The following is a 26,823-nucleotide window of genomic DNA, read 5'->3' on the forward strand; positions in this document are numbered from 1 at the left end:
TCTCTCCCTCCGGGGCGCCTTTGCGTTCATCTCTTCTCCATCCCTTCGCGTTGCGTTAAGACTGCCGGAAAGACGAGAAAATGGGAGTGGGTGATGCGGGGAATTCGGGCGTTGATCGCCATTGCGCTGCTGGTCGGTGCGCCTGCGGCATGGGCCGCGCCGGTGATCGATTGTCCCATGCGGGACGCTCCCTTTTCCATCCAGTCGCCCATCGTCGATATCCTGCTGAATACCGATGCGAAGGCGTTGGTCGAGACGCAGGCGGGCGACCTGCTCAAAACGCTCCCGCCGCGCTTCTTTTCGACCACGGCGCCGACCTTCGCCGCGATCCTGACGATGGAAAAACTGGCGGCGATGAAGGGCACCGGTGCAACCGATCTGTCGGCGCTGGACGCCGCGTTGCGCAAAATACCGGTAACGCCAGGCGACAGAATCGCGCGCTGCGCGCGGTATGACAATGATCGCCCCGCATTGACTTTGCCTGCCGGCAGGCCGCGCCTGTTGCTGTTCGAAAAGATGACCGGATTTCGCGACGGTCCATCGGTCGATGCCGCACGGGCAGCTTTTCAGGCGATGGCCAAGCGCAATGGCTGGGCGCTGGTCGTCACGGACAAGGGCGGCGCGATGCGCCCGTCCGTCCTGCGCCGGTTCGATGCCGTCATCTGGAACAATGTCAGCGGCGATGTGCTGACATTGTCCCAACGCAAGGCGTTCCGCGCCTATCTGGAGAGCGGTGGCGGTTTCATTGGCGTGCATGGATCGGCTGGCGACCCGGCAACCTTCTGGAACTGGTATGTCGATAACCTGATCGGCGCCCGCTTTGCCGGTCATCCGATGAACCCGCAATTTCAGGATGCCCGCATCGCGCTGAGCGACGCAAAATCGCCGCTGGCCAGCGGTCTGCCCAGCGAATGGGTGATGAACGACGAATGGTATTCCTTCACGGCCAATCCGCGGGCTACCGGCGCCGACATCATCGCGACCTTGGATGAATCGACCTACTCGCCGGTCGGTATGGACGGCATGCAATTGCGGATGGGCGATCATCCGATCGCTTGGTCCCGCTGCGTCGGGAAGGGGCGGATGTTCTATTCGGCGATCGGCCACAGGCCCGAAACCTATGGCGCGGCCCCCTATGTGCGGATGCTGGAAAATGCGATCCGCTGGACCGGAACCAAGTCCGCCTGTCAGACCAGACCCGTCAGATAATAGAGCGCGATCACCACGAAGACGGTCAGCGTCTTGATCAGGGTCAGCGCGAAGATATCCTTATAGGCCTGCCGATGGGTCAGGCCCGTCACCGCCAGCAGGGTGATGACCGCGCCATTATGCGGCAGGCTGTCCATGCCGCCCGAAGCCATGGAGGCGACCCGGTGCAGCACTTCGCGCGGGATGCCGGCCGCATCGCCCGCCGCCATGAACTGTTCCGCCATCGCCGCCAGCGCGATCGACAGCCCGCCCGATGCCGAACCGGTGATGCCGGCGAGCGAGGTGACGGTGATCGCTTCATTGACCAGCGGGTTGGGAATGGCGCGCAGCGCCTCCTTGACGATCAGGAAGCCAGGCAGCGCAGCGATGACCGCGCCGAACCCATATTCGACCGCCGTGTTCATCCCCGCCAGCAGCGCGCCGCCGACCGCCGCCTTCGATCCTTCGGCAAAACGCCGCGCCACGGTGCGAAAGGCGAAGAGCAGGATCGTGCCGATCCCCAGCAGCAGCGCGCCCTCCACCGCCCAGAGCGCGGACATTTGCGCCACCTTCACGCTGACCGGTTCGGCCATCCCCGGCAGCGACAAAGTGACCGCTTCTGCCTGCACCCAGTACGGGATCGCCAGCGTCAGCAACAGATTGCCCACGCCCACCACCAGCAAGGGTAGCAGCGCGATCAGCGGGTGGATGCGTGCCTCCTCCCCATGCTGCTCCGGTTCGTTCACCAGCGTTTCGGGCGCGCCATAGCCTTCGCCCGCCGCCATCAGGCGTCGCCGCCGCCAGGCCAGATAGGTCAGCCCCATGGCGGCGATGCAGGCCGACCCGATCGTCCCCAGCACGGGCGCGGCCCAGGTGGTGGTGCCAAAAAAACTGGTCGGAATGATATTCTGAATCTGCGGCGTGCCCGGCAGCGCATCCATGGTGAAGGTGATGGCCCCTAGCCCTATGGTGGCGGGCACCAGTCGCTTGGGAATGTCGGCGCGGCGAAACATCTCCGCCGCAAAGGGATAGACGGCGAACACCGCGACGAACACCGATACCCCGCCATAGGTAAGCAGGGCCGTGACGATCATGATCGCGGGGATAGCCCGCCCCGCGCCGACCAGACCGATCACCGCCGTCACGATCGCGCGGGAAAAGCCGGATATCTCCACCAGCTTGCCGAACAGCGCGCCCAGCAGGAACACCGGGAAATAGAGCTTCAGGAAACTTGCCACCTTCTCCATGAACAGGCCCGAAAAGGCGGCGGGCACGGCGGCAGGATCAGTCAGGAACACGGCCAGCATCGCGAGCAAAGGCGCCATCAGGATGACGCTCATCCCGCGATAGGCCGCGATCATCAGCAATATCAGCGACAGCGCGGCGATCGCGACGGCCATAAACTCTCCTGATCTCTTTTCTGCCGATGGATTTAAAAGGAAAAACAGGCCTGCTACAAGCATATGCGGGTCGGCAGCTTTGCGGCAGTGCCATGCGTCAATGCGGCCTTGCCTTTCCTGCACTTTTCCGTCATAGGCGCGCCTTCGCTCGGCCCCAGATTCGGACGTCGGACGATTTCGAATGCTTGAGACGACAGCCGGAGGGGCGTTCCACATGGGGTGGGCGTCAGCGATCGGCCAACATGATGAGGCTTACCCATGGCTCTTTACGAGCATGTGTTCCTTGCGCGCCAGGATCTGGCACAGGCGCAGGTGGACGCTCTGGCGGAAACCGCCACCAAGATCGTCGAGGAAAATGAAGGCAAGGTGACCAAGGTTGAGACCTGGGGCCTGCGTTCGCTCGCGTACAAGATCGCCAAGAACCGCAAGGCGCACTATGTGATGCTGAACATCGATGCCCCCGCCGGCGTCGTTGCGGAACTGGAGCGCCAGACGCAGATCAACGAAGACATCATCCGCTACATGACCGTCAAGGTCGATGAGCTGGAAGCCGGCCCGTCGGTGATGATGCGCAAGCAGGAACGCTCCGAGCGTGGTGACCGTGGTCCCCGCGGCGATCGTGGCCCCCGTGGTGATCGCGAAGATCGTGGCCCGCGCCGCGACCGCGAAGAAGCCGCCCCGGCTGCTGAATAAGGAGATCTGACAAATGGCACGCCCGTTTTTCCGCCGCCGCAAGAGCTGCCCCTTCGCCGCCAAGGATGCGCCGAAGATCGATTATAAGGACGTTCGTCTGCTTCAGGGCTTCGTGTCCGAACGCGGCAAGATCGTCCCGAGCCGCATCACGGCCGTTTCGGCCAAGAAGCAGCGTGAACTGGCTTCGGCCATCAAGCGCGCCCGTCACCTGGGCCTGCTGCCCTACATCGTGAAGTAAGGGGAAAGACCCATGGAAATCATTCTCCTCGAACGCATCGAGAAGCTGGGCGCAATCGGCGACATCGTCACCGTGAAGGACGGCTATGCCCGTAACTTCCTGCTGCCCAACAAGAAGGCGCTGCGCTCCAACAACGCCAACAAGCGCGTTTTCGAAGCCAACCGTGCGAAGATCGAAGCCGACAACGCGGCCCGTCGTACGGACGCTCAGGCGGCTGCCGAAGGCGTCAACGGCAAGCAGATCGTCCTGATCCGCCAGTCGTCGAACGCTGGTCACCTGTACGGCTCGGTTGCCGTTCGTGACGTCGTCGAAGCGCTGCACGCCGATGGCGTGACCATCGTTTCCAAGGCGATGGTCGTGCTGGAACGCCCGATCAAGACCCTGGGCGTGTTCGACGTCAAGGTTGCTCTGCACCCCGAAGTCGCCGTGACGATCACCGTCAACGTCGCCCGTTCGCCGGAAGAAGCCGAGCTTCAGTCGCAGGGCGTCGACGTGATGGCCGACCTGTTCGAAAAGGACGAGGCTGGCTTCACCGAAGATTATGATCCCAACGCGGAACCCGGCGAAATCGCCGTGGATGCCGACGAAGCCCCGGCCGAAGAAGCCTGAGCCTTCCGACAGGATCAAATGAAGAAGCCGCCCTGCAAGGGGCGGCTTTTTTGTTGGCTGGAGAAAAGCGAGGCAGGCCTGCCCTACCGGATGTCGAGCAACGCGCTTTAAATATAATCCGTTCAGGCTGAGCCTGTCGAAGCCCTGCTCTTTTCTTGAGACAATTCAATGCAGTGCGGCCCTTCGACAGGCTCAGGGCGAACGGATTGAGAGGCCATTCCGACACTCCATGTCAATCTGAAGCACTCCATCAAGGCGCCCCGCCCCCTTCAGCGGCGCCCCATGACCACATGCTTGTCCTCGCGACGGCGGCCCACCATCATGCCGCGTTCCAGCCGGGCGCACAAAGCGGCATAATAATCCGAAAGGAAGGCGTAATCGTCGCCATCGTCGGGCAGGCCCGCCTTGCGCCGGATCGTCGCGGCGACGGTGACGATCGCCTCCTCCTGTCCATTGCGCAGGACATTTTCCAGCGTCTGCAATTCATAGATGCCGTAAAGATCGAGCGCGGCGTCGCTGAAGACACGGCGTGGCTGCTCGGCTCGGGCGGCTACCAGATCGGTGCCCAGCTTGGCGCGGATCGTGTTCACGACCCATGTGCCCGCCAGCAAATCCCCGACCCGTAACCGATCGCGGTTGAAGAGCGGGAAGAAGAGGAAAATGCCGGTCCACAGCAGCGCGAAGATGGTCAGGAAGCCGTCGGCCGCGCCTTCCGCAGCCTGCACCCCCAGAAAGGAAAGCGGCAGGAAAATCTCGATCTCGCGCATCGCGTTGCGGGCGATCACCGCGCCGCCGGTCAGCCGTCCGCCATCGCGCGCGACCACGCGCAGGCCCAGCAGCCGCTTGCCCGGCGTAGCCCCTCGTCCGCCCATTTCGAACAGGATGAACCAGCCGTTGCGCAGCACGAAGGCGCCGATCAGCCAGAGGATCATGAAGGCCTCGCCGCCCGCCCCGGCCACGCCCAGCAGGCCGATCGCCGTGGTCGCCAGGATCATGCTGATCAACAGGATGACCATGTCGAGAATATAGGCCGAAGCGCGCGTGCCCGCGCTGCCCAGTTCCAGCCGCAGATCCACGCCTTCGGGCGTGACGAAGGTGCGGCGCAGCGACGCGACCGATCTTGGCCCGCGATTACGCCGCCAGCGCATGATCGCCCTCCCGCCGCCGGGGCAGATAATAATAGGCCAGCCAGCCGGCCAGCGCGGCCAGGCCAATGCCGTACCGCATCGCATCCGCCTGTACCGTCTGCCGCCCGATCCCTTCCAGCAGGCCGGCGACCATCAGCATCAGCACCACACCGACCATCGCGACCGACGCGCTCCGCCCGGCGCGCACGGCCGCTTCGGTGCGTTCGTCGCGGCCGGGAAAGGCGACGGCGGTGCCGATCTTCATGCCAGCCGCGCCCGCCAGGATGATGGCGAACATCTCGGTCGACCCATGGATGGTCAGCCAGCCGAGGAAATTGAGGCCCAGCCCCTTTTTCGCGAACAGGCACAGCATCGCGCCCAGAGACAGACCATTATAGACCAGCAGCAGCACGGTCGGCACGGTGAAGGCGAAGCCCAGTGCAAAGGCAAAGATCGCGACCTGGCTGTTATGGGTGAAGAGATAGGCGGCGAAGGTCGCAAGGCCGCCATCGCCATTCTCCGCGCCATAGATGGTGGCGCGCAGCGTTTCGGCGCTGGCCGCCGGATCGCGGCCGCCCGCCATCGCATCGGGAATGATGCTGTAATACCAGCTTGGATCAGTGGACACGAGCCACCAGCCCGCGAGCACGCCCGCCAGCGTCAGCAGGAACGACACCAGCGTTTCGCGCCACAGCGCCTGAACCGCCATCGGCCAGTCCCGCGCCAGAAAGCGCCCGAACTGGCGCAGCGCCGTATCGGGCACGCCGTAAAGCTGGAAATAGGCGCGGGTGCAAAGCTGTTCCAGATAGATGACGAGCGATCGGTCGAGCGAGGTTTCGCGCGCCACCGACAAAGACGACAGCGCCGATCGATAGAGCAGCGGCAAGGCAAGGATATCGTCATCGGGCAGAGCGCGCACCGACCGCTTTTCCATTCGGGTGACGAGTTGGTCCAGCCTTTCCCATTCGGCTTCATGGGCGGCGCGAAAGCGGCTGGCGTTGACCAGCGGCGCGGCGACGGTGTCGACGAAGGCGCTCACAACAGGTTCCTCCGCTTGAGGTCGACATAGCCCTGCACCAGCCGGTCGGCGACGCGATCATGCTCCGCCTCGATCACATGCGCGCCCAGATGGCGCAGGCGGGTCAGCGCCATCATCCGGTCGCGCAGCAGGGCGGCGGCCGTCACCGCACGGGTCACGTCGTCCGCGCTTTCCGGGCGGCGATCGAGGATCGCTTCCAGTTCCTCGTCGTGCAGCACCACGACCATCAGCAAATGCGTCTCCACCATCCGGGCGGCGGCGCGCACCAGAAACTCGGCGGACGTGAGATCGGTAAATTCGGTGAAGAGGACGATCATCGACCGCCGCGTCAGCCGCGTGGCGAGCGTGGTCAGGGCGTGGGTATAGTTGGTTTCCTCGCCGCTATAGTCGATCTGTGCCGCGAGCCGCTGCAATTCGCCAAAGGCCGCGGCGCCCGACACCAGACCACCGGCGATGCGCGGGCGGGAATCGAAGGCGTGGAGCGCGACCCGATCGCCCAGCTTCAGCGCGACCCAGGCGGTCAGCAGCATCGCCGACACGACCCGATCGAGCCGGCTCAGCCCCGCCACCGGTTCGCTCATCTGGCGGCCGGCATCGATCGCGAAGACGATCTGGTTGTTGCGTTCGGTGCGAAATTCCTTGGCGTGCAGCTTGCTGTGGCGGGCCGACTGCTTCCAGTCGATCGCCCGCCGGTCCATGCCGGATCGGAACTCGACCAGCGCATCGAAATCGGCGCCGTCACCGCGATCGGCCTGCGCCATCAGGCCCTGAAGCGCGTGGCGCTGGAAAATCTGCGCGCCGCGTTCATGGACCGGGCGGATATCCGGCAGGATCGCCATGCTGACGTCCAGCGGCACGATCCGCTGTTTCCACACCAGCCCCAACGACCCCTTCCACCGCAGCCAGACGCGTGGCACACGCGCCGTCCCGCGCCGGGCGGCGCGCAGCGGCACGATGCCTGCGCCCTTGCCGTTGACCAGATCGATCCACAGCCCCTCGTCCGCCTGCTCCAGCAGCGGTCCGGCCTCCAGCATGATCTCGACACGAGACGGCGCTGCGCCGGACAGGGTGACGGTCGCCCTGCCCTCCACCTCCGCGCCGACGCTGGCGGTCTTCGGCAGGTCGAGCGACAATCTCGCCTGCGACGGCCCCGATCCCCGCAGCGCATCGGCCAGACTGGCCAGCAGCACGGCGACCGGCCAGGCAAGCGCCGCATACCAGCGGCCCGGCAGCAGCAGCGCGACGATCAATGTCGCCGGTGCGCCGGCCGCCGCCGTCCAGATCGCGGTGCGGGTGGGATAGATCATCGGTTCAGCGCGGCGCCTCGATCGTGTCGATGATGCCGGTGACGACATCCTCGATCCGGCGGCCATCGATTTCGGCGGCGGGGGACAGGATCAGGCGATGCCGCAACAGCGCCGGCGCCAGCGCCTTCACATCGTCGGGGATCACGAAATCGCGACCGTCCAGCGCCGCGCGGGCGCGGGCCGCGCCCGCCAGCATAGCACCGGCGCGGGGCGATGCGCCGCTTTCCAGATCGGCGACGTCGCGCGTGCCGCGAATGAGGGCCAGAATATAGTCGACCACCTCGTCCACCAGCCGCACGTCATTCACCGTCGCGATCGCATCGGCAATAGCGGCGGCGTCGGCGACCGGAGTGACGCCCCACTCCTGCGGCGTCATCGCATGGGTGCGCGCGCCATGGGTGGCGACGATCTTGCGCTCTTCCGCCGCGCTCGGATAATCGACGCTCTGCTTGAAGAGGAAGCGATCGAGTTGCGCTTCGGGCAAGGGATAGACGCCCTGCTGCTCGATCGGGTTCTGCGTCGCGACGACCATGAACCGGTCGCTCAGCGCCAGACTTTCGCCATCGATGGTGACGGTGCGTTCCTGCATCGCCTCCAGCAGGGCCGCCTGCGTCTTGGGCGGGGTGCGGTTGATTTCGTCGGCCAGCAGCATTTCGGTGAAGATCGGGCCGCGCGTCAGGGTGAACTGGCTGGTCTGGAAATTGAACAGATTGGCGCCGATGATATCGCCGGGCATCAGGTCCGGCGTGAACTGAATGCGACCGAAATCCAGCCCCAGCGCCCGCGCGAAACTATGTGCGATCAGCGTCTTGGCGGTGCCCGGCGGTCCTTCCAGCAGGATATGCCCGCCGGAAAAGAGCGCGACGAGCATCAGGTCGACCGTGCCCTCCTGCCCCACGACGGCGCGCGCCACCTGTTGTTTGATGGCCTGGCCAAGGGCCTGAACCGCTTCCACATTCATCTGCTCTTGTCCCCTTGCCAATCATGGAGCGCCTGCGCCGCATCGAGCAGGCTGTGCCGGTCCGAAGCCGCATCCGCCGCCTGCATCAGGTCGGTGAAACGCTGCTTGCCCTTCAAACTATCGAGATACTGGTCGAGCGCGCCGTCCCGCAGCCGGGCGGGCGCGCCGAAGAAGCGGGCGGCCCGCTCGCGAATCGCCGCGGCATAGCGGCCGCCCAGCCGCGCTTCCCGCCCCGCCTTGCGGATCAGCAAAGCACTATTATCGACCAGCGCCGCCTTGCCGAACGCCACTGCCCGTGCCCGCGCACGCGGCGGGCCGAAACGCCCAAAGGCATGGATGCCCGCCAGCAGCAGCGCGACGACGATCGCCAGCGTCATCGCCAAAAAGGGCGGCTCGAACAGCAATTTGAGCGGACTGCGCGAATGACCAAAGCCATTGCTCGACACGTCGAAGGCAATGCCGTCCGCATCGGTGCTGTTCATCCAGTCGAGCAGCGCCAGCGCGGACCGGGCCTGCGACAGCTCCTTCATCCCGCGATTGTTGAGCAGGTCCGGATCGGCCAGCACATAAAGCGGCCCATCGCCGATCTGCGCCAGCACGATCCCGCCCTTGCCATCGTCGATCAACGGGGTGAGCTTGCGCCACCGATCCTGCTGCCGCTTGTTTTTCTGATCGATGCCGGTGATCACCTGGATCGGGCGCGGCGCCCAGAAACGCCCCGGCACGCCATGCGTCGCCAGCACGCCGCCGCCGCTGCGATATTGGCGCATGGTGAAATTCACGCCCGGCGCCAGCACGCCGATCGGCTCATAAAGCCCGATCAGCCCCTGATAGCGCGCCCAGCCGGGATGATCCGCATCCGCCGCCATCTGCCATTTGGGCAGGACGAACAGGGTCGGCCGGGTCGCGCGCTGGATCAGCGCCTCGCTGATATTCGTCCGCCCTTCCTCCGGCGTGACGATCAGCAGGTCTTCGGTATCGAAGGCGTGGGTGCTGCGGACGATGCGCGGATTGCGCCCGGTTGCCTGCGCCAGTTGCACCAGCCCGGCATAGCCGGTCACGGCGTTGGACAGCGCATGCGCGCCGCCATTGCGGCCCGACCGCAAATCCGGCGCATAGGCGCCCAGCACCAGCATGCCAGCAAAACCGGCAATGCCGATCGCCAGCATCAGCGCCACCGTCCGCCCCCGGAACAGCGCGCCATCGGCCGCCTTCGGGCTGATCGCAATATCGCTCACGCAGCCCAGTTCCGCGTTTGCGCGAAATCGGCATAGGCATGGCGGCAGCGCCCCCATTCTTCGGCATCGATCGAGCGACCGCCGAACAGGCTACGCTCCACCACGGCGGCGATTTCGGAAAAGAGCCGGCGCGGCGCCGACGGAATGCCCTGCGCCCCGGCCAGATCGCGGCTGGTAAGCGCCGGGCGGACGATCTGCGGCCGACGACGCGCCAGATCCTCGACACTGCGCAGCAGGAGGTGATGCACCGCCTCGCCATAGCGCCCCTTCGCCGCCAGTGCGTCCGCCTCCTCCAGCCAGGCACGGGCCGGCGCGGCGGCGGGCGTCCAGTCCTCCTCTTCCGTTGCGGCCACGCCCTGCGCCGAACGGCGACGGCGCCATTGCGGAAGCCGCCAGACGCCATGACGCACCCGGTCCACCACGATCCACAGGATCAGCAGCGCCAGCGCGCCGATCATCGTCCACAGGAAGATGCGGGCATAGGGCGCATCGGGCATGAAACTGCCGATCCAGTTCAGGAACCGGCCAACCGGCGCCAGCACCTTCTCCAGCCATTCGCCCAATGCCTTGAGCCAGGCCGGCGGCGGCGGACGGCCGGGCGCGGCGACCATGTCGAACTGCACGTCGCCACCCGCCCGCAACGCACGATGCGCAGCGGCCAGTTGATCGTCCGACATTGCTGGTCCGGCCATGCCCATACCCCCGTAGCGGATGATCCTAACGACTGGGGGCGATGGCGCAAGCTATTCAAAGGATGACAAAGTCCGTAAGATGGGACAGCATCGTCGCCGGGTTCATTATAGGGGGTATCAGCATGGCGACGCATGCGATTTCAGGCGAGGAGCGATCCTTTTCCATCGGCACGGTATTGAGCCGCACCTTCGGCACGCTGGGCAACAATCCGATTGCCACATTCGGCATCGCCTTTCTGTTCGGCGCACTGCCGCAGGCGCTCTACAGCTATTTCATCGGCTCGACGCTGACCATGGCCGACCGGCAGAGCACTTTCGGGGTGATCGCCGTGTCGATCGCTTCCGGCGTCATCTACATGCTGCTGTCCATGCTGGTGCAGGGCGCCCTGGTGCGCGCCACGCTGGCCCATGCCGAAGGAAAGCGCGCCAGTTTCGGCGAATGCGTCGGCACCGGTCTGTCGATGGCGGTGCCGCTGATCGGCCTGACCATCCTGCTGATGCTGGGGATCATGGCCGGCTTCATGCTGCTGGTGATACCGGGCGTCATCCTTTACATGATGTGGTCGGTCGCCGTGCCCGCGCTGGTTGCGGAGAAAAGCGGCATCTTCAACGCTTTCTCGCGCAGCCGATTCCTGACCAAGGGCGTGCGGTGGAAGATTTTCGGGCTGCAACTGCTGCTGATGGTGGTCGTGCTGCTGCTGTCTTCGCTTTTGGGCGTCATCATGGTGGCTGGCGGAATGTTGCCCCGGGTGAATGGCGGCACATTGGCCTTCTCCCCCGTCTATCTGGCCATCTCGGCCGTCAGCAATATGCTGATCATCGCCGTCTGGAGCACGGCGCAAGCCAGCCTCTACACGGCGCTGCACAACTGGAAGGACGGCCCGCAGTCGCGCGATCTTGCGGATATTTTTGCTTAGAATCAGATGACATTGAGTCGATCAAACAATCGCCGTTCGTTTCGAGCGAAGTCGAGAAACACTCGCGCTGCGCTATCCGCTTCTCGACTTCGCTCGAAGCGAACGGATCAAAGTCAACTTTTCACGCTCTAGGATCGGTGATGCCGACGACGGACAGGACCGCCGCCGAACGTCCCACGGCGCTGGCTGAATAGAAAAGCGCCCCGGATCATCATCCGGAGCGCTTTTCCTGTTCAGTCAGCTAAAGGGTCAGGCCGCGCGGCGGGCCTTGGTCAGCTTCTTCATCAGCATGTCCCGCTTCAGGCGCGACAGATGGTCGATGAAGAGAATGCCTTCCAGATGATCCAGTTCATGTTGCAGGCAGGTGGCGAGCAGACCTTCCAGTTGCTCTTCATGGATGCGGCCTTCCCGGTCCATCCAGCTTGCACGGATCACCGCCGGGCGCTCCACCTCGGCATATTGATCGGGGACGGACAGGCAGCCTTCCTGATAGACCGACAGGTCTTCCGATCCCTTGAGAATTTCCGGATTGATGAACACCATCGGCCTCTTGACCGAAGGCGCATCCTCCGCATCCGATTCGGGTTCCTGAAGGTCGATCACCAGCACCCGCTTGGGCACGCCCACCTGGATCGCGGCCAGACCGATGCCCGGCGCGTCATACATGGTGTCGAACATATCATCGATCAGCGTTTGCAGATCATCATCGATAGCCTCGACAGGGGTCGAGATGGTGCGCAGGCGCGGATCGGGCGCTTCAAGAATGGGACGGATTGCCATAGGCCGAACATAGGCGGAACGGTGGGAAATATCAAGCCGAGGGGATGTCCGGGAGGCGAGCAGAAGAGTGGACGACCTCAATCCCTTTCCCTTCTGGTCAGGAATATGTCGTCAGCACTTGCGACTATCTCTCTCGCATGATGAGATCAGACATGCATCGACAGCAAATTCTGGCGACCATGTTCCTTCTGGTTGCGCCTGCCCCAGTCCATTCGCAACCGGCCGCCCTCAAAATCCCTGCTCCATGCATGGATGTGTCGACCGTTGACGCAAAGCTGACCATCACGGGCAAGCTCACCCGCGCAACCTTTCGGGATGACGATTATAGCAAGACCGAGCACGCGTTCATCGTCCAGCTTCCCTCGGCAATTTGCATCGATGATGGCGGTGATTTTGCCGATGCCAGCCAGCATTTTACGAATGTCCATGTTGCCGGAAGGGATAGACTGATGATGGCCAGACTGCAAAAATATGTTGGTCGGACTGTGGCCGTCGCCGGCAATGGATTTGCCGCTCATACACGACATCATCGGGCTCCTTTGGTCGTGCTGATCGATACGTTGGACGCTCGCTAACCCTGCTCATCCCGATAGCCCGGCAATCCCAGCCCGCGCCAGATCGCCACCGCGCGCAGTCCGAATCCCAGCAGCGCCGCGATCACGCCGGCGACCGGCACGTCCAGCCCGATCCAGCGCAACGCCACGAACAGCCCTGACGCAAAGGCCGCCGCCGTCACATAGAGTTCCGGCCGCAGCAGGATCGACGGCTCGCCCGCCAGCAGATCGCGCATGATGCCGCCGACGCAGCCAGTAACCACGCCCATCATCCCCGCGACGAAGGGCGGCACGCCGAAGCTCATCGCCTTGGCCGCGCCGAATACGGCAAAGGCGGCCAGACCGATCGCATCCAGCCAGTCGAGCGCACGATCGCTCCACCAGCGGCGCGGACTGAACCAGACGACGAGCGCCGCGAGCATACAGGCGATCGCCGGCACCGCATCCACGACCCAGAAGACCGGCGCGCCGATCAGCAGGTCGCGCACCGTGCCGCCGCCCACACCCGTCACCAGCGCGAAGAAGGCGAAGGTGACGAGCGTCTGCCGCAACCGCGCCGCCGCCAGCGCCCCGGACGCGGCGAAGACGAAGGTGCCGACAATGCTCAATGTTTCGAGCACAGGACCGATCGAGGTGACAAGCAAGGGGGTGGGTGGGAGCATGCCCTCGTCTAACCGCTAACATGCTCCTGCGAAAGCAGGAGCCCAGGGCGTCGGTGCAGTGCCAGAGCATTACGCGCTAACAAATCCGTTCGTCCTGAGCTTGTCGAAGGACGTTGCGCGCGTCCTTCGACAAGCTCAGGACGAACGGATCATATTGAAAGCGCGCTGTTCCAATCGTCCGGTGTTCCTGCTTTCGCAGGAGCACCGGGGTTTCGTTACTTCCGCCCCTTTTCCGCCGACAGCCGGGTCATCAGCAGGGCGGCGCGCTTGGCCTGGCGCTTCATGGTGGACAGGTCCGCCTTTTCCGCCGGGCTGTGATCGCCGCTGGAGGCAAGGCCAAGGCCCACCAACCCGTCCGTATCCGCCGCGACGAAGGCGATATCGCCCGCCCCACGCTTCAGCGGATCGAGCGCGGGCATTTCGGGCAGGCCAAGGTCGCGGTTGATGCCGTTCAGCTTCACCAGCAGCGCCTTGTTTCCCTCGGTCGGCGCCATCGACGGATAGCCAAGGTCAAAGGCGATGCTGGCCGATGTGCCATTCAGATGGCCGCTGTCGACGATCGCCTGCATCCTGGCCTGCACCCGCTTCGTCTGCTCTTCGCTCAACGTGCGGAAGTCGCCCTTCGCCACCGCGATCGGCGGGATGATGTTGGTCTTGCCCGTCACCGCGATGCGCACGCCATCCTTGTCGACATCGGCGCTCTGGCCGCCGCCGATCAGGCCGACATTGAAGGTCAGATTGGGTTCGGGCAATTCCTTGCGAAACGCCACGATGATCCGCGCCAGTTCATAAATGGCGCCATCGCCCGCCTTTTCGGAGAAGATGCCCGAACTATGGCCGGACTTGCCCGTGGTCGTCAGCGTCCAGCTGTTGGAGGAGCGGCGGGCGATCGAGCCCATATCCTTGCCATTTTCCTGGCTCAGCCCTTCGAAATCGAGCGCCACATCGGCCCGCTTGCCAGCCGCGACCAGATCGGCGCGCGAGATGGAAACGGGATCGCCCGCATCCTCCTCGTCCCCGGTCAGCACGACTTCGATATTGGCGTTCTTCAGCGTGCCGGCCGCCTGCATGGCCTTGAGCGCCAGGATCATCGTCGCCACGCCGCCCTTGTCATCCGACACGCCGGGGCCGGAAGCGAAATCGCCATCCCGCTTGAACGTCTGGAACGGAGAATCCGGTTCGAACACCGTGTCCAGATGGCCGATCAGCAGCATCTTCGTGCTGCCAGCCTTGCCCTTGTGCACCGCGACCAGATGACCCGCGCGCTTGGCGGCGTCCATCGGCACCCAGCTTACTGTGAAGCCCAGAGCCTCATATTCCGGGCGCAGCATGTCGGCGACCGCCTTCACCCCCGCCAGATTCATCGATCCGCTATTCTGGTTGACGATCTTTTCCAGCAGCGCGACGGCGGGTTCATAGCCCGCCTCGACCGTGCTGCTGATCTTCTGTTCCGCCGGGCTGAGCGCAGCATGGGCCATGGGTGCGCCACCCAGCAGCAGCGCGGTCGCGATGATCGACCGCATCACTTGGCCAGTTCCGCTTCGATCGCGGCGACCAGCGCGGCGTCATCGGGCGCGGTGGTCGGCGCAAAGCGCGCGGCGACGCTGCCATCCTTTGCAATGACGAACTTTTCGAAATTCCACAGGACTTCGGGCACCGGATTCGGCGTCATGCCAAAGCCTTTCAGCTTTTCGCGAAAGGCATCGCCCTCTCCCTGCGCTTCGGGCAGGGCGGTGGTCAGCGCGGCATAGAGCGGGTGCTTGTCCGGTCCGGTGACGACGATCTTTTCGAACATCGGGAAGTCGACGCCGAAATTGGTGGTGCAGAAAGTCGCGATCTCCGCATTGTCGCCCGGCTCCTGACCCGCGAAATCATTGGCGGGGAAGCCGGCGACGACCAGCCCCTTGTCCTTGTAATCGGCATAGAGCTTTTCCAGCCCTTCATATTGCGGCGTCAGCCCGCATTTGGAGGCGACATTGACCGCCAGTACCACCTTGCCCGCATAATCGCCCAGGCTGGCATCGGCGCCCTTGATGGTCTTGAGCGGAATCTGCTGGATATCGGTCATTTGTCGTCTCCCTTGAAAGCCTTGCGCGCGGACCTTTGCATCATATCACCGCGCCGAAAAGATGCCCTGCCCCCGCCGTCACAGTCATCGCCAGCACGCCCCAGAACAGGGTGCGGACGATCGATCGCGATGGCTTTGCCCCGCCCAGTCTGGCTCCGACATGGCCGAGCAACGCCAGGCAAAGGAGGCAGGCGCCCACGATCGCGACTATGGCATGGCCAGCCGGCGCGAGGGCGGCGGCCAGCACCGGCGGCGCCGCGCCCACGGCGAAGCTGGCCGCCGATGCCATCGCCGCCTGCACCGGGCGCGCCGTTGCCAGATCGGAAATACCCAGTTCATCGCGCGCATGCGCGCCCAGCGCATCGGCCGCCATCAACTGTTCCGCCACTTGCCCCGCCAGATCGGGTGCCAGGCCGCGTTCGACATAGATGTCGCGCAACTCCACCCATTCGGCATGGGGCTGGTTGCGCAGCGCCTTCGCTTCCTTGGCGAGGTCCGCGCGCTCAGTGTCGGACTGCGCACTGACGGAGACATATTCCCCCGCCGCCATCGACATGGCGCCCGCCACCAGAGCGGCCACGCCGGACAACAGGATCGACTGCGCCGAAGCGCCCGATGCGGCGATGCCGGTCATCAGGCTGGCGGTCGACACGATCCCGTCATTGGCCCCCAGCACCGCCGCGCGCAGCCAGCCGACCCGGTTGACATAATGGACGGCATGATGAGGAATTTGCGCGCTGTCGGTCATCCGTCCTGTTCCTGCATTCCGTTCCGACGAGCGGCAATATGCATGGTCAGGAAACGTCCATGCCGCTCCATATCCACTATCGCCTGCCCGAAACCGCGTTGCTGCATCATCGCGAAGATCGCGGACACCGGATATTCGTTCATCTGCATCATCGGTTCGTCCGAAGGCTTGCCGCGCAGCCAGTGGACCAGCTTCTGGAAACCGGGAATGCGGGTCCGCGCCTTGTAGAAAGCCGCGCGCCAGGGCGTATCCCCCCGGCGCAGCGCGACATGGATGCTGGCAATGCCGCCGACCGCCACCCGGTCCAGCAGCAGCCCGATCAGCGGCAGGCCACGGGCGACCGGAACATGCTGGAACACGATATAGCTATGCACGAAATCATAATGGCCATCCGCCGCGCTCAGCGCATCGTCGGACAGGGCAAAGCGCGCATTGCCTGCATCCTGCCGCTGCTTCAGCCGCTCCGCCTCCGCCAGCATCGCTGGCGCGACGTCCAGCCCGACCACCTCACCGAACAGCATCGCCATCGGCAGGGCGATCCGACCCACCCCGCATCCGAAATCGAGCGCGCGCCGCCGGGCAATCACACCCAGTTGCTGTTCCAGCATCGCCAGACGCTGCACGATATAGGCCTCGCCCGTGTAGAGAAAGGCGTCGATATCGACCCGATCGCGGCGGAATTCCGGCGCGGCGGCCACGCTATAATAGGGGTCGGTTTCCGCCCATTTGCGCCAGTCGCGATCGGTGTCCGCCATGATTTTACCCGGCCAGCCCTTCCGCCTTCTCCGCCAGTTCCAGCCAGCGTTCCTCGGCCGCATCCTTCTCCGCCCGCGCTTTTTCGATTGCGCCGGTCAGGGCGGCGAACTTCTTGGGATCCTTGGTATAGAGCGCCGGATCGGCCAAGGTCTCTTCATCCCGCGCGATCGCCGTTTCCAGTTCCTCGATCCGCTTGGGCAGCAGGTCCAGATCGCGCTGATCCTTGTATGTCAGCTTGGCGGAAACCGGCTTGGGCGGCGGGGGCGGCGCGGCCTCCTTCTTCTCGATCTTCGCGGCCTTGCGTGGATCGCGCTTGGCGATCCAGTCGGCATAGCCGCCGACGATCACATCCACGACCCCGGTGCCATCCAGCCCCAAGGTCACCGTGACCGTGCGATCCAGAAAGTCACGGTCATGGCTGACGATCAGCACCGTGCCGTCATAATCGGCGATCACTTCCTGCAACAGGTCGAGCGTTTCGAGGTCGAGATCGTTGGTCGGTTCGTCCAGCACCAGCAGGTTGGATTCCCGCGCAAATTCGCGCGCGAACAGCAAACGCGACCGTTCGCCACCCGACAGCGTGCCAACCTTCGCCTCGGCCAGCGAAGGATCGAACAGAAAGTCCTTCAGATAGCCATGGATATGCTTGCGCACACCGCGCACGTCGATCCAGTCGCCGCCTTCAGCCAGCACATCGCGCACGCTCTTGTCGCCCTGCATCAGGCTGCGCTGCTGGTCGATGAAGATCATGTCCAGCGTCTTGGCCAGCGTCACGCTGCCCATGTCCGGTTCCAGCGCGCCGGTCAGCAGCTTGAGCAGCGTCGATTTGCCCGCGCCATTGCCACCGACGATACCGATCCGATCGCCACGCTGTACGCGCAACGACAGGTTGTCGATGATCGTGCGCTGATTCTCTCCGGCCCCGAATTTCTTCGTGACATGTTCCGCCTTGATGACGCTCTTGGTCTTGCTGTCGTCGCTCGCCACCGCGATCTTGGCGGTGCCCTGCGGCCCCTGCATCGCGGCGCGCTGTTCGCGCATTTCCCACAGCTTCGACAGGCGGCCCTGATTGCGCTTGCGCCGCGCGGTGACGCCACGCTCCAGCCAGTGCGCCTCGATCTTCAGCTTTGCGTCCAACTTCTCCGCCGCCCGCGCCTCTTCGGCATAGACCGCTTCCATCCACTGTTCGAAGCCGCCGAAGCCGATCTCGTTCCGCCGCATCTGCCCCCGGTCCAGCCACAGGGTCTGTCGCGTCAGCCGCGTCAGGAAGGCGCGGTCATGGCTGATAACGATGAAGGCGCCATTGTAGCGCGCCATCCAGTTTTCGATCCAGTCGATCGCGGCGATATCCAGATGGTTGGTCGGCTCGTCCAGCAGCAGCAAGTCCGGCTCGCTCGCCAGCGCACGGGCGATGGCGGCACGACGGCGCTCGCCCCCACTTGCGGTCTTCGCTTCGCGGCTCAGGTCAATGCCCAGTTGATCGGCGATCGCCTCCACCTCATGCGCGGGCGGCGCAAACTCACCCGCCAGCGCAAAATCATGCAGCGTTTTGAAAGGCGTGACGTCCGGGTCCTGCTCCAGCGTAATGACCCGCGCGCCCGGCTGCACCGACCGCACGCCCTCGTCCGCCTCAATCTGTCCGCCCAGCAATTTGAGCAAGGTCGTCTTGCCCACGCCGTTGCGACCGATCAGCGCCAGCCGATCCCGCGCCCCGACGGCGATGTTAAGGCCACGGAAAAGCCAGTGCGAACCCTGTGAGAGGCCAAGATTTTCGAACGAGAGAATAGGAGCTGCCATGAAGGTGCAGCTAAGCGCTGTCACTCTTCAGGGCAAGACCGGAACCGGAAAGCTTTCAGACGGCTTTCAACGCTGCACAGCGTCCGTTCATCGCACCCGGGCCAAATATGGGTGCAAGGACATATAGAGGAGAAACGTCCATGAAATCCGCTCTCGCCCTGATGGCGCTCGGCGCCGCCACGCTTCCCGTGGCCGCTATCGCGCAGACCAGCGTCACCATCGCAGAGACGGCGCCGATCGTGACATTGAACGTCACGGAAAGCGTCGAAGCCGCGCCCGATATCGCCACCGTCGGCACTGGCGTCCAGACCCGCGCCATGACCGCGCAGGCCGCCATGCAGGATAATGCCGCCAAGACCGAAAAGCTGATCGCCGCCCTCGCCAAGGCCGGGATCGCCAAGAAGGACATCCAGACCAGCGGCATCAACCTGTCCGCCCAATATGATTACAGCAATCAGAACGGCCAACCAGAAGGACCGCGTTTCATCGGCTATGAAGCGTCGAACCAACTGACGGTGAAGCTGCGCGACATCAAGAAGGTCGGCGCTTCGCTCGACGCCTTCGTCGCGGCTGGGGCGACCAACATCAACGGGCCGACCTTCTCGATCGACGACCCATCGCCCCTGATCGTGCAGGCGCGTGGCACCGCGATCAAGAGCGCCAAGGCGCAGGCCGATTTCTATGCGCAGGCGGCGGGCTATCGCTCGGCTCGACTGGTGGCGATCAGCGAAAGCAACAGCGGTGGCCAGCCGCCCATGCCGATGGCGATGACCGCCCGCTTCAAGGCGGATGCCGCCCCCGTCACCCCGGTCGAACCCGGTCAGGTCAGCGCATCGGTCACGCTGACGGTGCAATACGCGCTGGAGAAGTAAGCGCTTTCACTGCGTCGCTCCTGCAACGCGAGGGGAAACGCAGGCTAAAAGCGGGGATCATTCCCCAGCGGACGAATGTGCCGTTGGGGGATGGCCCATCATCATACACCGCCGCCATAACCACCTTGCCATCCCCCTCCGCAGCTGCGAAGCAATAGCATAGGCGGTCGCATCATGCCCTGCCCGAACAGGAGCAGCATGCGGCGGCATCTTTATCTTATCGCGGGTTTCGCTTCGATCGCGCTGGGGACGATCGGCGCCTTCCTGCCGCTGTTGCCGACCGTGCCGTTCATGATCCTGGCCGCCTTCTGCTTCGCCCGGTCCAGCCCCCGGCTTGAAGCCAAACTGCTGGATCATAAGCATTTCGGCCCGCATATCCGCAACTGGCGGGAGCGCGGCGCGATCAGTCGCAAGGGCAAGAAGGCGGCGCTGGCCGCCTTCGCGTTCAGCGCGATACTGGCCCTGCTCTTTTCCCCCTGGCCCTGGTTCCTCGTCCCCTTCGCCGCGGCGGCGATCGGCGGAAGCTGGATCTGGACCCGGCCGGAGGGTTGAAGGCGATGCTGCCCCAGGCGATAATCCAGACATGATCGATCCCGATTCCGCGCCCCTGCCACCGCTGACCGCCATCCCGGCCGATATCCACACCCTGGCGGACTATGAGCGGCATGCCGGGGGTCATATCGCCCCGGCGACATGGGCGCATATCCAGTCGGGCGCCGGCGCCGAACAGTCGCTGGCCGACAACCGAACACAATTTGATCGCTTCTTCCTGATGCCCCGCGCCCTGCGCGACCTGTCCGAAGCCAGCACCCGCACGCCCCTGTTCGGCCATGCCCATGCCGCCCCGATCCTGCTGGCGCCGATCGCCTATCACCGACTGGTGCATGTGGAGGGCGAACTGGCCACCATGGGCGCGGCGACGGCGCTCGATAGCAGCATGATCGTCAGCACCCTGTCCAGCGTGCCGCTGGAACAGATTGCCGAGGCCGCCTTTGCCGCCACGCAGGCGCTGGGGCGGGCCGAAACGCCGCCACTCTGGTTCCAGCTCTATTTTCAGCCCAGCCGGGACCATACATTGGAACTGGTCAGGCGCGCCGAAGCGGCCGGCTATCAGATCCTCGTCGTCACCGTCGACGCGGCGATCAAGCGATCGGAATTCACCCTGCCCGATGGCGTCGACGCGGCCAATCTGCGCGCCATGCCGAAGATGCGCCATGCCAGCAGCGCGACCGGCGGTCATATCGTCTTCGGCACGCCGCTGGCGCAGGCAGCCCCGACATGGGCTGATATCGACTGGCTGCGCAGCCAGACCAGCCTGCCGATCGTCATCAAGGGGCTATTGTCCCCGGACGACGCCGCCATGGCGCTCGATCACGGCGCGGATGGCCTGATCGTCTCCAACCATGGCGGGCGGGTGATGGATGGCCTGCTTCCTCCGATGGAGGCGCTGCCCGCCATCGCCGCGCGGGTCGACGGACGATGCCCGATCCTGCTGGACAGCGGCGTTCGCACCGGCACCGACGTCCTCAAAGCCATCGCGCTGGGGGCCAGTGCCGTGCTGGTCGGCCGCCCGCAACTTCATGCGCTGGCCGTGGCAGGGGTGGCCGGTGTCGCCCATATGATCCATATGCTGCGCGCCGAGCTGGAACTGGCCATGGCGCAGGTCGGCGCAGCATCGATCGCCGATATCGACGCCTCATTGCTCGTGCGGCGCAATTAAACGCGCCGCACGTCCTGATATGCCTCAATAAGCGAAGCGCACGCTGATCAGCACCGTCGCCGGATCGGCATAATTTTTATAATAGACCCCGGTCGATGGAATATAGGTCGAACTCACCGGCTTGTTCGCGCCCAGGATATTCTTGCCGGTCAACGCCAGTTGGAACCGGTCGTCCGGCAATATCCATGTGACCGATCCGTTGACGAAGGTCTGGCTGGGCACCCGATCCTGCGGCCGGGCCAGCGCATTGGAATAGAAGCTGCTCTGATATTGGGCATTGGCCGACAGCCGCACATGGCTGCCGCTCGCGCCCAGTGGCAGGTCATAGGTGGCGCCGCCCGACAGCGAATATTTGGGCGCGTTGGTCAGCGGATTGCCATCGGCATCCACGCCATTGCCGCCCGCGCCCTTATAATCGTCATAGACCGCCTTCAGATAGCCGCCCGACGCCTGCACGCTGAACCTGTCGCTCAGCCGCAGGTCATTTTCCAGTTCCACACCCCAGCTATGCGCCTTGCCCGCATTGCCGCGCCGGCTGCCGACATAGGCCGGGTCGTAGAAGGACACCTGCAAATCCTTATAATCATTATAGAAGACCGCCAGATTGCTGCGCAGCGCCCGGCCGAACAGCGTGGCCTTCAAGCCCCCTTCATAGGTGCTTACCTTCTCCGGATTGAAGGGCAAAGTCGCCAGATCGAGCCGGGTCGCGCGATTGTCGAACCCGCCGGATTTGAAGCCGCGCGACCAGGTCAGATAGTTGAGCAGATTGGGCGTCCATTGCGCCTGTACGGAGATTTTGGGTGTCAGCGCCTTCCACGTCTTTTCCGCTTCCCCGGCGATGGATTGCGACACGACATTGCGGTCATTGTCGATCACCTTGTTATCGAACACGAACCGCTTCTTCTCGATCGTACCGCGAATACCGGCGGTCAGGCTGAAGATATCATTCGCCTTCCACGTGCCCTCGCCGAACACGGCATAGGCATCGGTATAGGTGATATTATGCGCGCGCAGCTTGTTGACCGATGCCGTGGCGGAGGTGCCGGTGCGGCTGAACCCGTCGCGCTCCACGAAGAAGCGTTCATGCAGATAGAATAGCCCACTGGTGAAACTCACATCGCCCAGATCGCCATTCAGTTGCACCTCCTGACTGATGAACTTGTCATTATAATGGATCAGATTCTTCTGGATCAGCGCCGCTTCCCCGTCATTCTCATAATAGACGGGGTTGAGGTTGAAGCCGCCCGCCGCCGTGATCGACTTGATCGAAAGCTGCGGCGACAGGGTATAGATCAGGCGCAATGATCCGTTCAGCGCATTGAGATGCTGGAGCGGTTCGACCTCCGAATAGGATCGGCGGCGGCTGAATGTTCCGCCCGGCTGGTTGACCGGAATATAGGAACGGCTGTCGCTGCGATCGCGGATCACATTGACCGTCAGTTGCGCATCCAGATCATCGATGCCGGTAAAGCGCAGCTTGCCGCGCCATCCGTCCAGATCGATGCGGTTCACATCATGGCCCAGCGTCGGATTATAGGTCACGCCATCGCGCGTCCGGTGGATATAGGAGACGCTGGCCGACAGCACATCCTTGACGATCGGACCACTCACCAGCGCGCGGACCTGCACATCATTATAGCTGCCATAGCCCGCCTCGGCGGTGACATGCGTCGTATCGTCAGGATCGCGGGTAATCAGGCGCAGCGCACCCGCGCTGCTGTTGCGGCCATAGAGCGTCCCCTGCGGCCCGCGCAGCAACTCCATCCGCTCCAGATCGACAAATTCGCTCATCGATCCGATCTGGCGGGGCACATAGACGTCATCGACATAGACGGCCAGCACCGGCTCCTGGATCGGATCGCTTTCGCCTACGCCGCGCAGCGAGAAGGTCTGGGTGGTGTGGCTGATCGACGTGCGCGCCACGAACAGATTGGGCACCTGCCCGGCCAGATCGCGCACGCTGGTTATGTTGCGCTGTTCCAGCAATTCGGGCGTGAAGGCGGAGATGGCGATCGCGGTTTTCTGAAGATCGGTCGCCCGGCGCTCCGCCGTGACGATGATCTCGCCCCCGCCAGCATCGGCATCATCCGGCGATGTGGTTTGCGCCTGCGCCGACTGAACAAGCACCAGAGCCAGCGCGAAGGAGGTAACATGCAGCGGCAATTTATAAGACACTATCATCGATCTTTTCTTCAAAAGCGCCGCCCCCGCGGCTTTCGATAATGTCTACTAATTTTATAGATAATATCCGCAATCGAGTTATCGTCGCGATCGATGAGCAGTGCTGAAGGCTGGGCGGACACGCAAAAGGAAGCACCAAGGCTCTGGAGCAACACGCCTTAAACGATCCGTTCGTCCTGAGCTTGTCGAAGGACGCGCGCAACGTCCTTCGACAAGCTCAGGACGAACGGAGATCGGATGATCCCAATTTTAGCGCAACAAGCCTAATAATACGGACCCCTCTTACCCCCGGCCGATAAACGGCATGTTCGTCGCCATCAGGGTCATGAACTGCACATTCGCGCCCAGCGGCAGGCTGTCCATATAGGCGATGGCTTCCCCCACCTGCGCTACGTCCATGACCGGTTCCGCCATCAACGCGCCATGCGCCTGTCGCACGCCGCGCTGCATCCGGTCGCCCATCGCGCTGCTCGCATTGCCGATATCGATCTGGCAGCAGGCGATGCCATAGGGGCGGCCATCCAGCGCCGTGGACTTGGTCAGGCCCGTCACCGCATGTTTGCTGGCGGTATAGGCGATCGAATCCGGCCGGGGGCTATGGGCGGAAATCGATCCATTGTTGATGATCCGCCCACCCTGCGGCGATTGTGCCTTCATCACGCGAAACGCTGCCTGAAGGCACAGGAAGGCGCCGGTCAGATTGGTGTCGATGATATGGCGCCAGTCCGCTTCCGCCAGCTCGTCTATCGCCACGTCGGGCACATTGACCCCGGCATTGTTGAACAGCAGGTCGACCCGGCCGAACGCCGCGACACTCTGGTCGAACAGCGCCCGCACGCTGGCCGCATCGGTCACGTCTGTCGGGATCAGCAGCGCCTCGACATCGGCGCCCAGCAAGGCCCTGCTTTCCTCCAGGGCCTCCATCCGCCGCCCGGCCAGCGCCAGACGATAGCCGCGCTGCGCCAGCGCAATCGCCGCCGCGCGCCCGATCCCGCTACCCGCGCCGGTGATGACCGCGACCCGCCCCGTCATTATAGCGCGCTCGGCAAGGGCTGCCCGTCCAGCAGCGCATCCACATTGGCCAGCACCAGATCGGCCATCGCCTTGCGCGTTTCCGCCGTCGCGCTGGCGATATGCGGAGCCAGCACGGTGCGATCACTGGTGATCAGACCGGCGGGCACTGAAGGTTCGTCCACGAACACGTCGAGCGCCGCCCCGGCAATCGCTCCGCTCGCCAATGCCTGCACCAGCGCCTCCTGATCCACCACGCTGCCGCGCGCGACATTGACCAGATAGCCTTCGCGTCCCAGCGCATCCAGCACGGCCCCGTCGATCAGGTTGCGCGTCTCCTCCGTCGCGGCGCAGGCCAGCAGCAGCACATCGCTGTCCCGCGCCAGCGCCAGCAAGTCCGGCTCGAACCGATAGGGCGCATCCTTGGCCATGCGGCCATGATAGGCGACCGGACCGAAGGGCGCCAGCCGGTCGGCAATGGCGCGCCCGATATGCCCCAGCCCGACGATGCCGAAACGCCGCCCGGACATTTTGCGCTTCAGCGGAAACCCGTCCTCCAGCCAGCGCCCGTCCCGCACGAAACGATCCGCCGCAGGCAGCCCCCGCAACAGGCCGATGGTCAGACCGATCGCCAGATCGGCGACATCATCGGTCAGGACGCCCGGCGTGGTACTGACCGCTACGCCCCGTTCCCGCGCAAAGGGAATGTCGACCTTGTCATAGCCCACGCCATTGATGGCGATCAGACCCAGCGCAGGCAGCGCCGCCCTGATTTGCCGCCATCGAGTGGACCGATTGGTTTGTTAGTGGATTAAGCCCATCGCCGCCATATCCGGACGGAGGTGGAGCGAAGCGGAACCGGAGGCCGGATATGGCGGTGTCGCCGTTTCCGGCGCCGGTGGTCGGTAGCCCAAGCTGCTGTGAGGGCGAACGGTGTTGTAATACCGCCGCCATGCTTCGATCAGCACCTTAGCCTCTGCGAGGCTGTAGAAGATCTCGCCGTTGAGCAGTTCGTCGCGAAGCGACCCGTTGGGCCGTAGGCGGGCGCAGCCCAACCTTTCGTTATAACCATTCTCCCATGGTGATCCCGGCGTGATATAGAGCGTCTTCACGCCGATCTGCCCCAGCCAATGCTGGACGGCGGTCGCGATAAATTCGCTGCCATTATCAGACCGTATATGTGCGGGCGGACCGCGCGCGATGAACAGGTCGGCCAGGGCCGCCAGAACATCCTCATGCTTGAGTTGCCGTGCAACGATGAGCGCCAGGCATTCTCTGCTGGCCTCGTCGATGATCGTGAGGATGCGGAACTTGCGGCCATCATGCGTCCGCCCCTCGACGAAATCGTAGGCCCAGACATGTCCCGGATATTCGGGTCGTAGCCGGATGCATGAACCGTCATTGAGCCACAGGCGTCCCCGCTTTGGCTGGCGCAGCGGAACCTTCAGCCCCTCACGCCGCCAGATCCGCTCAACCCGTTTATGGTTCACCGTCCATCCTGCATGGCACAGCAATGCCGTCACCCGGCGATAGCCATAACGACCATATTGCTTCGCCAAAGCGATGATATCCTCTGTCAGTGCCTGTTCGTCATCCGCCCCGCGCGGCACCTTGCGCTGTGTCGATCGATGCTGACCCAGCACCCGGCATATCCGTCGCTCGGACACCGGAAGCTCTCGTCGCAAATGATCGATACAGCGCCGCCGCCGCGCAGGGCTCAGAACTTTAGCTGCGCTGGCCTTCGGCTCCCTTGGCAGCCTCCTGCAGAATCAGCTTGTCCAGCGTCAGGTCCGAGATCGCCCGGCGAAGACGCTGGTTCTCTTTCTCCAAATCCTTCATCCGCCGCGCTTGGTCGGTCTTCAGGCCGCCATATTCCTTCCGCCAGCGATAATAGGTCTGCTCGCTGACCGCGATCCGGCGGCAGGCTTCGGCCGTGCTCGCTCCCTGTGCCAGCACAATCTCAACTTCACGCAGCTTGCCGATAATCTCTTCCGGCTTGTGCTTCTTGCTCGGCATTCATCGTCCCTTTCGTGGTCCAGACTATCATAGTCTCTGGGCCACTCAGCGGGGGGCAGATCACATTCCGCAACTGGTTTCGCACTACCAGGCGGGTCAGTTTCCCTTCGACAAGCTGATCCGCTTCTACCCCTTCGCCGCCATCAACGATGCGTTCCGGGATTCGGAAAACGGGACGGCGATCAAGCCGGTCCTTCTCTTCTGAATAGCAAAATGCCCGGCGCTCAAAGAGCGCCGGGCATCAATAGG

At 63.9% G+C, this 26,823-nt stretch carries 27 protein-coding genes and 1 pseudogene; 9 read left to right on the top strand and 19 right to left on the bottom strand.

Annotation, left to right across the window (positions count from 1 at the left end; genetic code table 11):
• Positions 1 to 93: 93 nt before the first annotated feature.
• Positions 94 to 1,209 carry a ThuA domain-containing protein gene (locus BMX92_RS04985; protein WP_093012876.1) on the top strand — a complete coding sequence of 372 codons (1,116 nt, stop codon included), beginning with the start codon at positions 94 to 96 and terminating at the stop codon, positions 1,207 to 1,209.
• Here BMX92_RS04985 and BMX92_RS04990 read toward each other — a convergent pair.
• Positions 1,188 to 2,588, bottom strand: a complete 1,401-nt coding sequence (locus BMX92_RS04990) for a GntP family permease (RefSeq protein WP_093012879.1) — start codon at positions 2,586 to 2,588, stop codon at positions 1,188 to 1,190. The genes BMX92_RS04985 and BMX92_RS04990 overlap by 22 nt on opposite strands.
• Before the next feature lie 258 nt (positions 2,589 to 2,846).
• Between BMX92_RS04990 and rpsF the strand changes: the two genes are divergently transcribed.
• The 3 genes from rpsF to rplI are packed head-to-tail and all read left to right on the top strand — an operon-like array spanning position 2,847 to position 4,128.
• Positions 2,847 to 3,281 (top strand): 30S ribosomal protein S6, encoded by a 435-nt coding sequence (gene rpsF / locus BMX92_RS04995; RefSeq protein WP_093012882.1) that lies wholly within the window; start codon positions 2,847 to 2,849, stop codon positions 3,279 to 3,281.
• Positions 3,282 to 3,294: 13 nt separating this feature from the next.
• Positions 3,295 to 3,519, top strand: coding sequence for a 30S ribosomal protein S18 (rpsR, locus tag BMX92_RS05000; RefSeq protein WP_009821298.1), 225 nt, complete (start codon positions 3,295 to 3,297; stop codon positions 3,517 to 3,519).
• 12 nt (positions 3,520 to 3,531) lie between these two features.
• On the top strand, positions 3,532 to 4,128 hold the full coding sequence (gene rplI, locus BMX92_RS05005) for a 50S ribosomal protein L9 (protein WP_093012885.1): 597 nt from the start codon (positions 3,532 to 3,534) through the stop codon (positions 4,126 to 4,128).
• A gap of 269 nt (positions 4,129 to 4,397) precedes the next feature.
• Here rplI and BMX92_RS05010 read toward each other — a convergent pair whose 3' ends face one another.
• From BMX92_RS05010 to BMX92_RS05035, 6 genes are read right to left on the bottom strand one after another with little or no spacing between them, the layout of a single operon-like run.
• Positions 4,398 to 5,276 carry an RDD family protein gene (locus BMX92_RS05010; RefSeq protein ID WP_093012888.1) on the bottom strand — a complete coding sequence of 293 codons (879 nt, stop codon included), beginning with the start codon at positions 5,274 to 5,276 and terminating at the stop codon, positions 4,398 to 4,400.
• Complete coding sequence (locus tag BMX92_RS05015; protein WP_093012891.1) at positions 5,260 to 6,294, bottom strand: stage II sporulation protein M; 1,035 nt, start codon at positions 6,292 to 6,294, stop codon at positions 5,260 to 5,262. The genes BMX92_RS05010 and BMX92_RS05015 overlap by 17 nt, the downstream gene beginning before the upstream one ends.
• Positions 6,291 to 7,601, bottom strand: coding sequence for a DUF58 domain-containing protein (locus tag BMX92_RS05020; protein WP_093012894.1), 1,311 nt, complete (start codon positions 7,599 to 7,601; stop codon positions 6,291 to 6,293). The genes BMX92_RS05015 and BMX92_RS05020 overlap by 4 nt, the downstream gene beginning before the upstream one ends.
• A 4-nt stretch (positions 7,602 to 7,605) precedes the next feature.
• Positions 7,606 to 8,562, bottom strand: a complete 957-nt coding sequence (locus tag BMX92_RS05025) for an AAA family ATPase (protein ID WP_093012897.1) — start codon at positions 8,560 to 8,562, stop codon at positions 7,606 to 7,608.
• Entirely contained in the window at positions 8,559 to 9,800 is a 1,242-nt protein-coding gene (locus BMX92_RS05030; RefSeq protein ID WP_093012900.1) for a hypothetical protein, read from the bottom strand. Before BMX92_RS05030 ends, BMX92_RS05025 begins: the two co-directional genes overlap by 4 nt.
• Entirely contained in the window at positions 9,797 to 10,492 is a 696-nt protein-coding gene (locus BMX92_RS05035; RefSeq protein ID WP_177184937.1) for a DUF4129 domain-containing protein, read from the bottom strand. The genes BMX92_RS05030 and BMX92_RS05035 overlap by 4 nt, the downstream gene beginning before the upstream one ends.
• 122 nt (positions 10,493 to 10,614) lie before the next feature.
• Here BMX92_RS05035 and BMX92_RS05040 point away from each other — a divergent pair, with 122 nt between their 5' ends.
• Positions 10,615 to 11,409 carry a hypothetical protein gene (locus BMX92_RS05040; protein ID WP_093012906.1) on the top strand — a complete coding sequence of 265 codons (795 nt, stop codon included), beginning with the start codon at positions 10,615 to 10,617 and terminating at the stop codon, positions 11,407 to 11,409.
• A gap of 249 nt (positions 11,410 to 11,658) precedes the next feature.
• On the opposite strand, the gene def is transcribed toward BMX92_RS05040, so the two are convergent.
• From def to BMX92_RS05080, 8 genes are all read right to left on the bottom strand, one after another.
• The gene (gene def, locus BMX92_RS05045) at positions 11,659 to 12,189 is read right to left on the bottom strand and encodes a peptide deformylase (protein ID WP_093012909.1); all 531 of its coding nucleotides are present in this window, start codon (positions 12,187 to 12,189) and stop codon (positions 11,659 to 11,661) included.
• 146 nt (positions 12,190 to 12,335) lie between these two features.
• Positions 12,336 to 12,707, bottom strand: coding sequence for a hypothetical protein (locus BMX92_RS26860; protein ID WP_143066727.1), 372 nt, complete (start codon positions 12,705 to 12,707; stop codon positions 12,336 to 12,338).
• A 53-nt stretch (positions 12,708 to 12,760) separates the two neighbouring features.
• Positions 12,761 to 13,405: a trimeric intracellular cation channel family protein gene (locus tag BMX92_RS05055; protein ID WP_093012915.1), complete on the bottom strand. Its 645-nt coding sequence runs from the start codon at positions 13,403 to 13,405 to the stop codon at positions 12,761 to 12,763.
• A 215-nt stretch (positions 13,406 to 13,620) separates the two neighbouring features.
• Entirely contained in the window at positions 13,621 to 14,928 is a 1,308-nt protein-coding gene (locus tag BMX92_RS05060) for a M20/M25/M40 family metallo-hydrolase (protein WP_093012918.1), read from the bottom strand.
• On the bottom strand, positions 14,928 to 15,473 hold the full coding sequence (locus BMX92_RS05065) for a glutathione peroxidase (protein WP_093012921.1): 546 nt from the start codon (positions 15,471 to 15,473) through the stop codon (positions 14,928 to 14,930). Before BMX92_RS05065 ends, BMX92_RS05060 begins: the two co-directional genes overlap by 1 nt.
• Positions 15,474 to 15,513: 40 nt before the next feature.
• Positions 15,514 to 16,221, bottom strand: a complete 708-nt coding sequence (locus tag BMX92_RS05070) for a VIT1/CCC1 transporter family protein (RefSeq protein ID WP_093012924.1) — start codon at positions 16,219 to 16,221, stop codon at positions 15,514 to 15,516.
• Positions 16,218 to 16,976: a class I SAM-dependent methyltransferase gene (locus BMX92_RS05075; protein WP_177184938.1), complete on the bottom strand. Its 759-nt coding sequence runs from the start codon at positions 16,974 to 16,976 to the stop codon at positions 16,218 to 16,220. The genes BMX92_RS05070 and BMX92_RS05075 overlap by 4 nt, the downstream gene beginning before the upstream one ends.
• A gap of 4 nt (positions 16,977 to 16,980) precedes the next feature.
• Entirely contained in the window at positions 16,981 to 18,774 is a 1,794-nt protein-coding gene (locus tag BMX92_RS05080) for an ABC-F family ATP-binding cassette domain-containing protein (protein WP_093012931.1), read from the bottom strand.
• Positions 18,775 to 18,914: 140 nt separating this feature from the next.
• Here BMX92_RS05080 and BMX92_RS05085 point away from each other — a divergent pair, with 140 nt between their 5' ends.
• From BMX92_RS05085 to BMX92_RS05095, 3 genes are all read left to right on the top strand, one after another.
• On the top strand, positions 18,915 to 19,646 hold the full coding sequence (locus BMX92_RS05085) for an SIMPL domain-containing protein (protein WP_093012934.1): 732 nt from the start codon (positions 18,915 to 18,917) through the stop codon (positions 19,644 to 19,646).
• 198 nt (positions 19,647 to 19,844) lie between these two features.
• A complete protein-coding gene (locus tag BMX92_RS05090; RefSeq protein WP_093012937.1) occupies positions 19,845 to 20,198 on the top strand; it encodes a YbaN family protein in 354 nt (117 codons plus the stop codon).
• Positions 20,199 to 20,229: 31 nt separating this feature from the next.
• Positions 20,230 to 21,366 carry an alpha-hydroxy acid oxidase gene (locus BMX92_RS05095; protein ID WP_093012940.1) on the top strand — a complete coding sequence of 379 codons (1,137 nt, stop codon included), beginning with the start codon at positions 20,230 to 20,232 and terminating at the stop codon, positions 21,364 to 21,366.
• Positions 21,367 to 21,390: 24 nt separating this feature from the next.
• On the opposite strand, the gene BMX92_RS05100 is transcribed toward BMX92_RS05095, so the two are convergent.
• From BMX92_RS05100 to BMX92_RS05115, 4 genes and pseudogenes are all read right to left on the bottom strand, one after another.
• Entirely contained in the window at positions 21,391 to 23,547 is a 2,157-nt protein-coding gene (locus BMX92_RS05100) for a TonB-dependent receptor (RefSeq protein WP_093012943.1), read from the bottom strand.
• Between the two features lie 282 nt (positions 23,548 to 23,829).
• Positions 23,830 to 24,579: an SDR family oxidoreductase gene (locus tag BMX92_RS05105; RefSeq protein WP_093012946.1), complete on the bottom strand. Its 750-nt coding sequence runs from the start codon at positions 24,577 to 24,579 to the stop codon at positions 23,830 to 23,832.
• Entirely contained in the window at positions 24,579 to 25,331 is a 753-nt protein-coding gene (locus BMX92_RS05110; RefSeq protein ID WP_093012948.1) for a 2-hydroxyacid dehydrogenase, read from the bottom strand. Before BMX92_RS05110 ends, BMX92_RS05105 begins: the two co-directional genes overlap by 1 nt.
• Before the next feature lie 30 nt (positions 25,332 to 25,361).
• A pseudogene (locus BMX92_RS05115) lies at positions 25,362 to 26,574 on the bottom strand (IS3 family transposase).
• On the opposite strand from BMX92_RS05115, the gene BMX92_RS26865 reads away from it, so the two are divergent.
• Positions 26,564 to 26,779, top strand: a complete 216-nt coding sequence (locus BMX92_RS26865; protein WP_143066728.1) for a hypothetical protein — start codon at positions 26,564 to 26,566, stop codon at positions 26,777 to 26,779. The pseudogene BMX92_RS05115 and the gene BMX92_RS26865 sit on opposite strands and share 11 nt — an antisense overlap.
• The last annotated feature ends 44 nt before the right edge of the window (positions 26,780 to 26,823 follow it).

The organism is Sphingobium sp. YR768 (genome assembly GCF_900111125.1).
Lineage (GTDB): Bacteria > Pseudomonadota > Alphaproteobacteria > Sphingomonadales > Sphingomonadaceae > Sphingobium.

Excerpts from the sequence above, each read along its gene's own strand:
- BMX92_RS05065 (WP_093012921.1), bottom strand. The coding sequence starts at position 15,473 with ATGACCGATATCCAGCAGATTCCGCTCAAGACCATCAAGGGCGCCGAT.
- BMX92_RS05010 (WP_093012888.1), bottom strand. The coding sequence starts at position 5,276 with ATGCGCTGGCGGCGTAATCGCGGGCCAAGATCGGTCGCGTCGCTGCGC.
- BMX92_RS04985 (WP_093012876.1), top strand. The coding sequence starts at position 94 with ATGCGGGGAATTCGGGCGTTGATCGCCATTGCGCTGCTGGTCGGTGCG.
- BMX92_RS05105 (WP_093012946.1), bottom strand. The coding sequence starts at position 24,579 with ATGACGGGGCGGGTCGCGGTCATCACCGGCGCGGGTAGCGGGATCGGG.
- BMX92_RS05020 (WP_093012894.1), bottom strand. The coding sequence starts at position 7,601 with ATGATCTATCCCACCCGCACCGCGATCTGGACGGCGGCGGCCGGCGCA.
- rpsR (WP_009821298.1), top strand. The coding sequence starts at position 3,295 with ATGGCACGCCCGTTTTTCCGCCGCCGCAAGAGCTGCCCCTTCGCCGCC.
- BMX92_RS04990 (WP_093012879.1), bottom strand. The coding sequence starts at position 2,588 with ATGGCCGTCGCGATCGCCGCGCTGTCGCTGATATTGCTGATGATCGCG.
- BMX92_RS05055 (WP_093012915.1), bottom strand. The coding sequence starts at position 13,405 with ATGCTCCCACCCACCCCCTTGCTTGTCACCTCGATCGGTCCTGTGCTC.
- BMX92_RS05060 (WP_093012918.1), bottom strand. The coding sequence starts at position 14,928 with ATGCGGTCGATCATCGCGACCGCGCTGCTGCTGGGTGGCGCACCCATG.
- BMX92_RS05070 (WP_093012924.1), bottom strand. The coding sequence starts at position 16,221 with ATGACCGACAGCGCGCAAATTCCTCATCATGCCGTCCATTATGTCAAC.
- BMX92_RS05085 (WP_093012934.1), top strand. The coding sequence starts at position 18,915 with ATGAAATCCGCTCTCGCCCTGATGGCGCTCGGCGCCGCCACGCTTCCC.
- BMX92_RS26860 (WP_143066727.1), bottom strand. The coding sequence starts at position 12,707 with ATGAGCGGCAAATCCATTGCCGGCGACGGCCACAGTCCGACCAACATA.
- rpsF (WP_093012882.1), top strand. The coding sequence starts at position 2,847 with ATGGCTCTTTACGAGCATGTGTTCCTTGCGCGCCAGGATCTGGCACAG.
- BMX92_RS05035 (WP_177184937.1), bottom strand. The coding sequence starts at position 10,492 with ATGGCCGGACCAGCAATGTCGGACGATCAACTGGCCGCTGCGCATCGT.
- rplI (WP_093012885.1), top strand. The coding sequence starts at position 3,532 with ATGGAAATCATTCTCCTCGAACGCATCGAGAAGCTGGGCGCAATCGGC.
- BMX92_RS05075 (WP_177184938.1), bottom strand. The coding sequence starts at position 16,976 with ATGGCGGACACCGATCGCGACTGGCGCAAATGGGCGGAAACCGACCCC.
- BMX92_RS05040 (WP_093012906.1), top strand. The coding sequence starts at position 10,615 with ATGGCGACGCATGCGATTTCAGGCGAGGAGCGATCCTTTTCCATCGGC.
- BMX92_RS05090 (WP_093012937.1), top strand. The coding sequence starts at position 19,845 with ATGCGGCGGCATCTTTATCTTATCGCGGGTTTCGCTTCGATCGCGCTG.
- BMX92_RS05095 (WP_093012940.1), top strand. The coding sequence starts at position 20,230 with ATGATCGATCCCGATTCCGCGCCCCTGCCACCGCTGACCGCCATCCCG.
- BMX92_RS05080 (WP_093012931.1), bottom strand. The coding sequence starts at position 18,774 with ATGGCAGCTCCTATTCTCTCGTTCGAAAATCTTGGCCTCTCACAGGGT.
- BMX92_RS05100 (WP_093012943.1), bottom strand. The coding sequence starts at position 23,547 with ATGATAGTGTCTTATAAATTGCCGCTGCATGTTACCTCCTTCGCGCTG.
- BMX92_RS05025 (WP_093012897.1), bottom strand. The coding sequence starts at position 8,562 with ATGAATGTGGAAGCGGTTCAGGCCCTTGGCCAGGCCATCAAACAACAG.
- def (WP_093012909.1), bottom strand. The coding sequence starts at position 12,189 with ATGGCAATCCGTCCCATTCTTGAAGCGCCCGATCCGCGCCTGCGCACC.